The sequence below is a fragment of the Arthrobacter sp. FW306-1B-G06A genome, from assembly GCF_058781765.1.
The window spans coordinates 25,797-38,278 of sequence record NZ_JBYSXB010000047.1; the positions used below are offsets into that span (position 1 = coordinate 25,797).

Annotated in this window: 7 protein-coding genes and 1 tRNA gene; 7 read left to right on the forward strand and 1 reads right to left on the reverse strand. The window is 64.6% G+C overall.

The window, feature by feature from the left end:
* Positions 1–64: 64 nt before the first annotated feature.
* The 6 genes from trpB (at position 65) to pyk (ending at position 11,374) form a co-directional block, all read left to right on the forward strand.
* Entirely contained in the window at positions 65–1,447 is a 1,383-nt protein-coding gene (trpB, locus tag AC3WJM_RS19975; protein ID WP_441437375.1) for a tryptophan synthase subunit beta, read from the forward strand.
* Complete coding sequence (gene trpA, locus AC3WJM_RS19980) at positions 1,447–2,259, forward strand: tryptophan synthase subunit alpha (RefSeq protein ID WP_284990675.1); 813 nt, start codon at positions 1,447–1,449, stop codon at positions 2,257–2,259. Before trpB ends, trpA begins: the two co-directional genes overlap by 1 nt.
* A gap of 20 nt (positions 2,260–2,279) precedes the next feature.
* A complete protein-coding gene (gene lgt / locus AC3WJM_RS19985; protein ID WP_492272774.1) occupies positions 2,280–3,491 on the forward strand; it encodes a prolipoprotein diacylglyceryl transferase in 1,212 nt (403 codons plus the stop codon).
* A 262-nt stretch (positions 3,492–3,753) separates the two neighbouring features.
* On the forward strand, positions 3,754–8,367 hold the full coding sequence (gltB, locus tag AC3WJM_RS19990) for a glutamate synthase large subunit (RefSeq protein ID WP_307054268.1): 4,614 nt from the start codon (positions 3,754–3,756) through the stop codon (positions 8,365–8,367).
* Positions 8,360–9,817 (forward strand): glutamate synthase subunit beta, encoded by a 1,458-nt coding sequence (locus AC3WJM_RS19995; protein WP_284990672.1) that lies wholly within the window; start codon positions 8,360–8,362, stop codon positions 9,815–9,817. Before gltB ends, AC3WJM_RS19995 begins: the two co-directional genes overlap by 8 nt.
* Before the next feature lie 57 nt (positions 9,818–9,874).
* Complete coding sequence (gene pyk, locus AC3WJM_RS20000; protein ID WP_284990671.1) at positions 9,875–11,374, forward strand: pyruvate kinase; 1,500 nt, start codon at positions 9,875–9,877, stop codon at positions 11,372–11,374.
* A 133-nt stretch (positions 11,375–11,507) separates the two neighbouring features.
* Here the strand turns inward: pyk and AC3WJM_RS20005 are convergent, their stop codons facing one another.
* Positions 11,508–12,113 (reverse strand): ANTAR domain-containing response regulator, encoded by a 606-nt coding sequence (locus AC3WJM_RS20005; protein WP_059389079.1) that lies wholly within the window; start codon positions 12,111–12,113, stop codon positions 11,508–11,510.
* Between the two features lie 196 nt (positions 12,114–12,309).
* On the opposite strand from AC3WJM_RS20005, the gene AC3WJM_RS20010 reads away from it, so the two are divergent.
* Positions 12,310–12,391: transfer RNA gene (locus tag AC3WJM_RS20010), tRNA-Leu, on the forward strand.
* Positions 12,392–12,482: the final 91 nt, after the last annotated feature.

Here is a 12,482-nt window from a genome sequence, read left to right on the forward strand (position 1 = left end):
GCTGGTAGCTGTCCTGTGGCTCCTGGAAATACCCAACTACCAACTGAACAGGACGGTGAGACTGATGGTGGACGCATCAACAGCCAACTCGCAAGAGAACGTGGCAGACGCATTCCTACAAGGTGGAGCCTCGCTCCGCAATGCCGCCGGGCCGTACTTCGGCTCGTACGGTGGACGCTGGATGCCCGAGTCCCTCATCGCCGCCCTGGACGAGGTCGAGGACACGTTCGAGAAGGCCAAAGCCGATCCGGAGTTCCTTGCCCAGCTGAAGGACCTCAACAAGAACTACTCGGGCCGTCCGTCGCTGCTCACGGAAGCCAAGCGTTTCTCCCAGCACGCCGGCGGGGCCCGCATCTTCCTCAAGCGCGAAGACCTGAACCACACCGGATCCCACAAGATCAACAACGTCCTCGGCCAGGCTTTGCTCGCGAAGCGCATGGGAAAGACCCGTGTCATCGCTGAGACCGGCGCCGGCCAGCACGGAGTTGCCAGCGCCACCGCCGCGGCCCTCCTCGGCCTGGAATGTGTCGTCTACATGGGCGCGGAGGACTGCCGCCGCCAGGCACTCAACGTGGCCCGCATGCAGCTCCTCGGCGCTACCGTGGTTCCCGTGACGAACGGATCACAGACGCTCAAGGACGCCATCAACGACGCCCTCCGCGACTGGGTTGCCAACGTGGACAACACCCACTACTTGCTGGGCACCGCCGCCGGGGCACACCCGTTCCCGGCGATGGTGCGCTTCTTCCACGAGGTCATCGGCGAGGAAGCCCGTGCCCAGATCCTGGAGCAGACCGGAAAACTTCCGGACGCCGTCTGTGCCTGCATCGGCGGCGGTTCCAATGCCATCGGCATCTTCCACAGCTTCCTGGATGACGCCTCCGTGAAGATCTACGGCTTTGAAGCCGGCGGCGACGGTGTCGAAACCGGACGCCACGCGGCCGCGATCACCCTCGGACGGCCCGGCGTGCTGCATGGTGCCCGCTCCTACCTCATGCAGGACGAAGACGGCCAGACCATCGAGTCCCACTCGATTTCGGCAGGCCTGGACTACCCGAGCGTCGGCCCGGAACACTCCTACCTCGCAGACATTGGCCGCGTCACGTACGAGCCCATCACGGACACCGAGGCCATGGACGCGTTCCGCCTGCTATGCCGGACAGAAGGCATCATCCCCGCCATCGAGTCCTCGCACGCCCTGGCCGGCGCCATCAAGGTGGGCAAGCAGCTGACCGAAGGCAAGGAGAACCCGGCCGACACGATCATCATCGTGAACCTGTCCGGGCGTGGCGACAAGGACGTGGAAACGGCGGCCGAATGGTTCGACATGTTGGATGAAAACGGCAACGTCAAGGGCACCACCCTCTCCACGCGCAAGCCCAAGGGCCCGTCCGAACGCAGCAACCTTGAGATCAGCACTGACGAAGCAAGCGAGGGCCAGAACTGATGACTGAGCAGATGAGCAGCAAGTCCGCGGCCGCGATCGACCGCGCGAAGGCTCAAGGCCGGGCCGCGTTGATCGGATACCTGCCGGCAGGCTACCCGGACGTTCAGTCAAGCATCGACGCCGGAATCGCCATGGCGCGTAACGGCGCGGACCTCATTGAAATCGGCATCCCGTATTCGGACCCCGTCATGGACGGCGCCGTCATCCAGGCTGCGACCACGGAGGCAATCGCCAACGGTTTCCGCGTCGCCAGCGTCTTCGACGTCGTAGCGGGCATCACTGCGGCCACCGACGCCGCCGTGTTGGTCATGACCTACTGGAACCCGGTCATGCGGATGGGCGTCGACGAGTTCTCGCGCAGGCTGGCCGAGGCCGGGGGAGCCGGGCTCATCACGCCGGACCTTATTCCGGACGAGGCAGCCGAGTGGTTTGAAGCTTCGGACAAGTACGGACTCGACCGGGTCTTCCTCGTGGCCCCGTCGTCCACGCCGGAACGCCTGGCCATGACGGTGGAGGCAAGCCGCGGCTTCGTCTACGCCGTCTCCATCATGGGTGTCACCGGAGCCCGGCAGTCAGTCAGCAGCGCCGCGGAGAAGGTTGTGGCCGATACGCATGCTGCCGGCGCCGAACGGGTTTGCGTCGGACTCGGTGTCTCCACCGCGGACCATGTCCGCGAGATCGCCGCTTACGCCGACGGCGTGATCGTCGGTACCGCGCTGGTTGCGGCAATCCGCGACGGCGGCGTTGACGCCGTCGCGCAACTCACCAAGAACCTCAGCGCCGGCCTCGGCCGCGCAACAGCGCAGGCCTAGAAAAAGGAAAAGCGTAGACAATGCAGAGTCTCCTCCACGTCGCGGCAATGGCTCCCATGAGCATTCCGAGCCCCTCATGGTCCGGATTTGATATTCCGCTGCCGTGGGGGACTCTGCGCATCCATGCGTACGCCCTATGCATTCTTCTGGGCATCATCCTGGGCCTGTGGCTCACCGCCGTGCGCTGGAAGCGCCGCGGCACCCCGGAAGGCAGCCTGTGGGACATCGCCATCTGGGCCATCCCCTTCGGCATCGTGGGCGGCCGGCTCTACCACGTCATCTCCTCACCGGACGCCTACTTCGGCCCCGGCTTCAACGGCACGGGTGACCTCTCCCTGATCCCGCAGATCTGGCGAGGCGGCCTGGGTATCTGGGGTGCCGTGGTTCTCGGCGTTGTCGGTGCCTGGCTCGGTTGCCGCCGGTCCGGCGTCAAGCTCACGGCCTTCCTGGATGCCGCAGCCCCCGGGCTGCTGCTGGCGCAAGCGATCGGACGATGGGGAAACTGGTTCAATCAGGAACTCTTCGGCGGACCCACCACCTTGCCGTGGGGCCTCCAAATAGATCCCAACAGCCCCAATTTCCCGGCCGGAATGCCCAGCGACACGCTCTTCCACCCGACGTTCCTTTACGAATCCCTCTGGAACATCGTCGGCGTCGTGGTCCTCCTCGTTCTGGACCGCCGCTTCCATTTCCGCCGGGGCAGGCTCTTCTGGCTGTATGCCATCTACTACACGCTTGGCCGCGTCTGGATCGAAGCGTTGCGGATCGACGATGCCGAACAGATCAACCTCTTCGGCATCACCACCCGGCTCAACGTATGGACGAGCATCTTCGTCTTCGTCGCGGCGCTCATCATCTTCATCGCCCTGAGCCTGCGCGGCAGGCCGGAGCCGGACACAGCGTACCTTCCCGGCAGGGAGCCCTCCGCGGTGACAACCGGTGAGGATGAGCCCGCCGCCAACTCAAATGCCGATGAGCCGACTGCTGCCACTGAGACGGACAGCACAATTGTGACCGATGCGAAGGCCCATGATACGGACGGATCTGTCTCAGATACCGGTGCGCATGGTAGTCTCCGGAATAACCAAAGCGATCTGGGCCATACTGCTGAGCCTACGGAAACGGCCGAGGAGTCACACGCCGGCGTCACGTCGGATTCCGGCTCCGCGTCCACCGAAACCACCGCCAGCAGCGCCCCCGGATCCGGGCCGGAAGCTGGCAGCACCAAGTAGCCAGCGCTACGGCACAGGGGAACCGGGCTACCGCCCAGAGGCCCCCGGCCACAGCGTCGTGGCACACTTGGCAGTCGCCCGGCAGCACACAGAGGCTCCGCGGTCAAGCTTGGGTCAGGGGCATGCGTAACTGTTCGTTGCGACTTGCCCGCTGACCTACAATTTCAAGTAACTAGCGCTTTGTTATGCCCGTCACACGGCAGGCAAGGTGGGGCCAACGTTGTCCCTTCCATTCGCACGATCTCGAGGAAGGACGTCTTCAATGACCCATCTTCATAACCCAAGCTGGTCCGAAACAGTCGAACCGCAGGGGGCCATCTCGCCCTTCAAGCGTTTCGCTGCGCTCCCGGAAGCACAGGGACTCTACAACCCTGAGCAGGAGAAGGACGCTTGCGGCCTGGCCATTATCGCCACCCTGCGTGGTGAACCCGGCTATGACATCGTGGAAGCGGCACTGACTGCCCTGCGCAACCTCGAACACCGCGGCGCCGTGGGCGCCGACGAAGGCACGGGCGACGGCGCCGGGCTCCTCATGCAGGTTCCGGACGAATTCTTCCGGGCCGTCACTGAGTTCGAGCTCCCCGCACCCGGCCAGTACGTGGTGGGCACCGCCTTCCTGCCCGCCGAAACGCGCGAAGCCGAGACCGCAAAGGCCGGCATCGAGGCGCTTGCAGTCGATGAGGGACTGACGGTCCTTGGCTGGCGTGAAGTGCCGGTGGTCGGGGACCTGGTCGGCGCCATGGCCCGTGCCTGCATGCCTTACTTCGCGCAGCCGTTCCTTGCTTCCGCGACGGGCGAAGTGCTGGACCGGAATGAACTCGACTCCCGGGCCTGGCGTATCCGCAAGCGTGCCCAGAACAAGTTCGGCGTCTACTTCCCGTCGCTGTCCTCGCGCACCATCGTGTACAAGGGCATGTTGACCACTGCCCAGCTGGAGCCGTTCTACCCGGATCTCTCGGACAAGCGCTTCAAGACCAAGCTTGCGATCGTGCACTCGCGCTTCTCCACGAACACGTTCCCGTCGTGGCCGCTCGCCCAGCCCTTCCGCACCATCGCCCACAACGGCGAAATCAACACCGTCAAGGGCAACCGGAACTGGATGCGGGCGCGCCAGTCCCAACTCGCGAACCCGCTGCTGGGCGACTCCCCGGAGGAGTTGTACCCCATCTGCACGCCGGGTGCCTCGGACTCCGCGTCCTTCGATGAGGTTGCCGAGCTGCTCTGGCTTTCCGGGCGGCCCATCACGCATTCGATCATGATGATGATCCCCGAGGCGTGGGAAAACCACGCCACGATGGATCCGGCACGCCGCGCCTTCTACGAGTACCACTCCCTGCTCATGGAGCCGTGGGACGGTCCGGCGGCGGTGTCCTTCACCGACGGCAACCTCGTTGGTGCGACCCTTGACCGCAATGGCCTGCGCCCCGGCCGTTACTGGATCACCGAAGACGGCCTGATCGTCTTCGCCTCCGAAGTCGGCGTGATCGAGGTCGAACCGGCCAAGGTGGTCAAGAAGGGCCGTGTTTCGCCGGGGAAGATGTTCCTGGTGGACACCGAAGCCGGTCGCATCATCGACGACGCCGAGGTCAAGGCCGAGGTGGCCGCGGCCAACCCTTGGGCTGAATGGGTCAAGGACAACCTGATCGACCTCAACGAGCTTCCCGAGCGCGAGCACGTGCTGCACACGGCTGCGTCCGTGAACATCCGCCAGCGGACGTTCGGCTACACCACCGAGGAGTTGAAGATCCTCCTCGGGCCGATGGCCCGGACCGGGGCCGAACCGCTCGGCGCCATGGGCTCCGACACTCCGGTTGCCGTGCTGTCCAAGCGCCCGCGCTTGCTGTTCGACTACTTCGTGCAGTCTTTCGCCCAGGTCACCAACCCGCCCTTGGACGCGATCCGCGAAGAGCTCGTGACCTCGCTGAAGTGCGCCATCGGTCCCAACGGCAACCTTCTCGACGTCGGGCAGGTCCGCCAGCCGCAGATCTCCCTGCCGTTCCCGGTGATCAACAACGACCAGCTCGCCAAGATCGCCAACATCGAGAACGCCGACGGCGACAAGGTCGCCATGAAGGTCCGCGGACTCTACCGTCCGGAGGGCGGCGAAGCAGCACTGCGGAGCCGCCTCACGGAAATCTGCGAGCAGGTTTCCGGCGCGATCAACCGCGGCGTGCAGTACATCGTGCTGTCCGACCGCGACTCCAACGCGCAGTGGGCCCCGATCCCGTCCCTGCTGCTCGTCAGCGCGGTACACCACCACTTGCTGCGCAGCGCCAACCGCACCAAGACCGCCCTGGTGGTCGAGGCCGGCGACGTCCGCGAAACGCACCACGTGGCGGTGCTCGTAGGCTTCGGCGCTTCCGCCGTGAACCCTTACCTGGCCATGGAATCCGTGGAGCAGCTCATCAGCACCGGCGAAGTGGTTGGCGTGACTCCCGAAGACGGCGTCTACAACCTCATCAAGGGCCTCGGCAAGGGTGTCCTGAAGATCATGTCCAAGATGGGCATTTCCACGGTGGCTTCCTACACCGGTGCCCAAACATTCGAAGCCTTGGGCCTGTCCCAGGACCTCGTGGACGAGTTCTTCTCCGGCACCCACTCCCAGTTGGGTGGCGTCGGCCTGGACGTCATCGCCGCCGAGGTTTCGGCACGCCACCAGATGGCCTACCCGGAAGGCGGCATCGAGCTGCCGCACCGTCCGTTGCTCGGCGGCGGTGAATACCAGTGGCGCCGCGACGGTGAACCGCACCTGTTCAACCCGGAGACTGTCTTCCGCCTCCAGCACGCCACGCGCGAACGCCGCTACGACATCTTCAAGTCCTACACCAAGGGAATCGACGACCAGTCCGAGAACCTCATGACCCTGCGTGGGCTCTTGAAGTTCAAGGACACCCTGCGCCCCGCCGTGCCGCTTGAGGAAGTCGAGCCGGTTTCCAGCATCGTGAAGCGCTTCTCCACCGGGGCGATGAGCTACGGCTCCATCTCCAAGGAAGCCCACGAAACCCTCGCAATCGCCATGAACCGGCTGGGCGCCAAGTCCAACACCGGTGAAGGCGGCGAAGACGTGGACCGCCTGCTGGACCCGGAGCGCCGCTCCGCGATCAAGCAGATCGCCTCCGGCCGTTTCGGCGTGACCAGCCTGTACCTGACCAACGCCGAGGACATCCAGATCAAGATGGCCCAGGGCGCCAAGCCCGGTGAAGGCGGCCAGCTGATGGCGCAGAAGGTGTACCCCTGGGTAGCCCGGACTCGCCACTCGACCCCCGGCGTCGGGCTCATCTCCCCGCCCCCGCACCACGACATCTACTCGATCGAGGACCTCGCACAGCTCATCTACGACGCCAAGCGGGCCAACCCCTCGGCGCGCGTGCACGTGAAGCTGGTGTCCGAAGTCGGGATCGGCACGGTGGCGTCCGGCGTCACCAAGGCGAAGGCCGACGTCGTGCTCGTCTCAGGGCACGACGGCGGAACCGGCGCCTCGCCGCTCAACTCGCTCAAGCACGCGGGTGTCCCGTGGGAACTCGGCCTGGCCGAGACCCAGCAGACGCTCATGCTCAACGGGCTCCGCGACCGCGTGGTGGTCCAGGTGGACGGCCAGCTCAAGACGGGACGCGACGTCGTCATCGCCGCCCTGCTGGGTGCCGAGGAGTACGGTTTCGCGACCGCGCCCCTCGTGGTTTCCGGCTGCATCATGATGCGCGTCTGCCACCTCGACACCTGCCCGGTCGGCGTGGCAACCCAGAATCCCGAGCTCCGCGCCCGCTTCAACGGCAAGCCCGAGTTCGTGGTCAACTTCTTCGAATTCCTTGCCGAGGAAGTCCGGGAGCTGCTTGCCGAACTCGGTTTCCGCAGCCTCGAAGAGGCCATCGGCCACGCCGAGGTCCTCGACACCCGGGAAGCGGTGGACCACTGGAAGGCGGACGGACTCGACCTCGACCCGATCCTGCACGGCCTCGAGTTCGACGACGACGTTCCCCTGCGGAACCTCACCGGCCAGAACCACGAGCTCGACAAGCACTTCGACCAGCGCCTCATCGGCATGGCCGCCGAGGCTTTGAGCGACCGCACCCCGGTGAAGATCGCGGTCGACGTCATCAACACGGACCGGTCGGTCGGCACCATGCTGGGCCACGTCGTAACCAAGACGTTCGGCGTCGATGTGCTCGCGACGGACACCATCGACATCACTCTGAAGGGAACGGCAGGGCAGTCGCTGGGCGCCTTCCTCCCGGCGGGCATCACCCTGCGCATGTTCGGCGACTCCAACGACTACGTCGGCAAGGGTCTCTCGGGTGGACGCATCATCGTCCGCCCGGACCGCACCAACGTTTTCCAGGCGGAGCGCAACGTCATCGCCGGCAACGTGATCGGCTACGGTGCCACGAGCGGCGAGATGTTCCTGCGCGGCCAGGTGGGCGAACGCTTCCTGGTACGCAACTCGGGCGCGACCGCCGTCGTCGAAGGCATCGGTGACCACGGCTGCGAGTACATGACCGGCGGCCAGACGCTGATCATCGGCCGCACCGGACGCAACTTCGGTGCCGGCATGTCCGGCGGTACAGCCTACGTGCTGGACCTCCAGCCTGCCCGGGTCAACAAGCAGGCGTTGGATTCCGGCGAGCTGCAGTTGCTCGAGCTTGACGACGAGGACCGCACCATCGTCCATAGCCTCCTGGTCAAGCACCTGGAAGAAACCGAATCCGTCCTCGCGGGCCGCTTGCTCGAAAACTTCGATGACACAGCCGCCCGCATCACCAAAGTTCTGCCGCGCGACTACGCCGCAGTCCTGCAAACCCGTCTCGACGCCATTGAAGAGGGCCTTGATCCCGATGGCGAAGAAGTATGGTCTCGAATCCTGGAGGTAACCGGTGGCTGATCCACGCGGATTTCTGAAAGTCCGGCAGCGCGAGACGCAGCCTCGCCGTCCTGTTCCCGTCCGCATCATGGACTGGAAGGAAGTCTACGAAGCCCAGGACAAGGGCGTGCTCAAAAGCCAGGCAGGGCGCTGCATGGACTGCGGCGTTCCGTTCTGCCACCAGGGCTGCCCGCTCGGGAACCTCATTCCGGAGTGGAACGACCTGACCTGGCGCGGCAAAGGCGAGGAAGCGATCGAGCGCCTGCACGCGACGAACAACTTCCCGGAGTTCACCGGCCGCTTGTGTCCCGCGCCGTGCGAAGCATCCTGTGTCCTGGGCATCAACCAGCCCGCCGTGACCATCAAGCAGGTGGAAGTTTCGATCATCGACGACGCCTTCGAAAACGGCTGGGTCCAGCCGCTTCCGCCGGCACGCCTCTCCGGCAAGACGGTCGCCGTCGTCGGCTCCGGCCCCGCGGGGCTTGCCGTCGCACAGCAGCTGACTCGGGTCGGCCACACCGTGGCCGTCTACGAACGCGACGACAAGATCGGGGGACTGCTGCGCTATGGCATCCCCGACTTCAAGATGGAGAAGGAGCAGGTCGACCGCCGCGTCGAGCAGATGAAGGCCGAGGGCACCCGCTTCCGCACGGGTGTGGCAGTCGGAAGCGACGTGACGTGGGAGCAGTTGCGCCGCCGTTACGACTCCGTGGTGATCGCCACCGGTGCCACCGTTCCGCGCGACCTTCCCATCCCCGGCCGCGAACTCGAAGGCATCCACTTCGCGATGGACTACCTGGTGCCCGCCAACCGCGTGGTTGCCGGTGAAACCGTCGAGGGCCAGATCGACGCCAAGGGCAAGCACGTGATAATCCTCGGCGGCGGCGACACCGGCGCCGACTGCCTCGGCACGGCACACCGCCACGGCGCCGCGTCTGTCACGACCCTCGCGATCGGCAAGCAGCCGCCACTCGAGCGCGCCACGCACCAGCCATGGCCGACGTTCCCCACGCTCTTCGAGGTTGCCAGCGCACACGAAGAAGGCGGCGAACGCACCTACCTCGCTTCCACCGTTGAGTTTGTCGGCGAAAACGGCAAGCTCACCGGGGTCAAGGTCGCCGAGACCGAGTTCGTGGACGGCAAGCGCCTCCCGAAGGCCGGCACGGAGCGCGTCATTCCGGCCGATCTGGTCTTCCTGTCGCTCGGCTTCACGGGGGCGGAACCTGCCGGTATCACCGAACAGGTCAGCGCAGAATTCGACGGCCGCGGCAACGTGGCCCGAGATGGGTACTACATGACCAACACCGAGGGTGTTTTCGTGGCAGGCGATGCCGGCCGCGGGCAGTCCTTGATTGTCTGGGCGATCGCGGAAGGCCGCGCCTGCGCTGCCGCCGTCGACAAGTACCTCATGGGCAGCACCATTCTCCCCGCGCCGGTGGCTCCGACCGACCGGGCCATAGCGGTCCTCTAAGGACCGGCGCACGACGCTTTCCCAACTCCAACCGCAGCACACTACTAGGGTAGGTATATGAGACGCGCAAAAATCGTGGCAACGTTCGGACCGGCAATTTCCAGCTTTGACAACACCCTCGCGGTGCTGGAAGCCGGCGTCGACGTCGCCCGCATGAACATGAGCCACGGAGACTACTCGGTACACGACAACACGTACGAGAACGTCCGCAAGGCTTCCGCCCAGCTCCACAAGCCCGTTGCCATCATGGCCGACTTGCAGGGCCCGAAAATCCGCCTGGGTCGATTTGTCGACGGCCCCCACGAACTCGCCGTCGGTGACACTTTCACCATCACCACCGAGGACGTCCCGGGTACCAAGGAAATCTGCTCCACCACGCTCAAGAGCCTGACCGAAGACGTCAACGTCGGCGATGCACTCCTGATCGATGACGGCAAGGTTGCCCTGCGCGCCATCGAGGTTGACGACGTCAAGGTGGTCGCCACGGTGACCGTCGGCGGCTGGGTCTCCAACAACAAGGGCATCAACCTGCCCGGCGTTGCCGTCAATGTCCCCGCACTGAGCGAAAAAGACGAAGACGATCTCCGCTGGGCCATGAAGCGCGGTGTCGACATGGTGGCACTGTCCTTCGTCCGCGATGCGTCCGACATCAAGCGCGTGCACGAAATCATGGACGAAGAAGGCCGCCGCGTGCCGGTGATCGCCAAGATCGAGAAGCCGCAGGCAGTGGAGCAGCTCCACGAGATCATTGACGCGTTTGACGCCATCATGGTTGCCCGTGGCGACCTCGGCGTGGAACTCCCGCTCGAGGAAGTGCCGATCGTCCAGAAGCGCGCCATCGAACTGGCCCGCCGCTGGGCCAAGCCGGTCATCGTGGCCACCCAGGTCCTCGAATCCATGATCGACAACCCGCGTCCGACCCGTGCCGAGGCTTCGGACTGCGCCAACGCAGTGCTCGACGGCGCCGACGCAGTCATGCTTTCCGGCGAGACCAGCGTGGGCAAGTACCCGATCGAGACGGTCAAGACGATGGCCCGCATCATTGAGTCCACCGAAGAGCACGGCCTTGAGCGCGTTCCTCCGCTGGGGACCAAGCCCAAGACCCGCGGTGGCGCTATCACGCGTGCCGCCGTCGAAATCGCCGACCAGCTGGACGCAAAGTACATCTGTACGTTCACCCAGTCCGGCGACTCGGCGCGCCGTCTGTCCCGCCTGCGTCCCGTCAAGCCGGTGTTCGCTTTCACCCCCGTGGAGCACGTCTGGAACCAGCTGGCACTGACCTGGGGCATCCAGCCCGTCCTCGTCCCCATGGTGGGCCACACGGACGCCATGACTGCCCAGGTGGACCGCAGCCTCCTCGAGATGAAGATCGTGGAGAACGGCGACCTCGTAGTCATCGCTGCCGGTTCCCCTCCCGGACAGGCCGGTTCCACGAACTCGCTCAAGGTCCACAAAGTGGGCGACCTCGCAGACACGTCCCGTGTGGAAGAGGCCGCAGCCCGCAAGGAAAAGGTCGGACCGTGGCCTGAAAAGAAGAAGTCCAAGTCCAAGGCCTGATCTTTTAGCGCTGTTGAGGAGGCTCCGCCGTGTGGCGGGGCCTCCTTTGTCTTGTTTTGGGGCGGGGTGGTTCGCGTCTGGAGACGACGAAGGGCGCCGCTTCCCGTGGAAGCGGCGCCCTTCGCGGGGAGTGCTAGTTGACCTGGTTGATGATGGTCTCGGCGACCTCGCGCATGCTGAGGCGACGGTCCATGGAGGTCTTCTGGATCCACCGGAATGCTTCCGGCTCCGTGAGGCCCATCTTCGTGGTCAGGAGGCTCTTGGCGCGCTCCACAAGCTTGCGGGTGGCGAATTGCTCCTGAAGGTCGGTTACCTCGCTTTCGAGGGCCCTGATCTCCTCATGGCGGGACAGTGCGATTTCGATGGCCGGGATCAGATCGGCCGGAGTGAAAGGCTTCACGACGTAGGCCATGGCCCCGGCGTCGCGGGCGCGCTCCACGAGTTCTTTCTGGCTGAACGCTGTCAGCAGGACGACGGGGGCAATCCTCGCCTTGACGATCTTCTCCGCGGCAGAAATGCCGTCCATGACAGGCATCTTGACGTCCATGAGGACCAGATCCGGCTTCAGTTCTTCGGCCAGCTGGACGGCCTTCTCACCGTTGTCGGCTTCACCGACAACGTCGTAGCCTTCGCCCTTCAAGATCTCGATGATGTCCAGGCGGATGAGGGTTTCATCTTCTGCGACAACTACTCGGCGTGCCGGCTGGGATGCGGGCTTGGACTCCGTCTGTTCTGACACGGGATCTCCTTCAAGACGTACGGCGGGTTCTCAACCATCTTAGTTGCACCCGGTCCCTGCGTATGATTTATTGCTCGGCCGAGCCGGTTCTGGAATTTAGCCTATCTGCATGTAGAGTAGTTTCGCGCACTGCAACAGGGAGCGTTGAGTTCTGTGAAGAGCCCGACGTCGGTTAGTCTTGTTTCGGTGTTTCCGCGCCCGAGTGGCGGAATTGGCAGACGCGCCGCACTCAAAATGCGGTATCGAAAGGTGTGTGGGTTCGAGTCCCACCTCGGGCACAATGTTGTCGCAGGTCAGAGCGGTTTTAGGCTTGTGAGTGTGCACAGAAACTCGTTTTCTGTGCACACGAAGCCTAGAATTTTGGCTATG

Coding starts and splice junctions, on each gene's coding strand:
- pyk (WP_284990671.1), top strand. CDS start 9,875: ATGAGACGCGCAAAAATCGTGGCAACGTTCGGACCGGCAATTTCCAGC.
- gltB (WP_307054268.1), top strand. CDS start 3,754: ATGACCCATCTTCATAACCCAAGCTGGTCCGAAACAGTCGAACCGCAG.
- trpA (WP_284990675.1), top strand. CDS start 1,447: ATGACTGAGCAGATGAGCAGCAAGTCCGCGGCCGCGATCGACCGCGCG.
- lgt (WP_492272774.1), top strand. CDS start 2,280: ATGCAGAGTCTCCTCCACGTCGCGGCAATGGCTCCCATGAGCATTCCG.
- trpB (WP_441437375.1), top strand. CDS start 65: ATGGTGGACGCATCAACAGCCAACTCGCAAGAGAACGTGGCAGACGCA.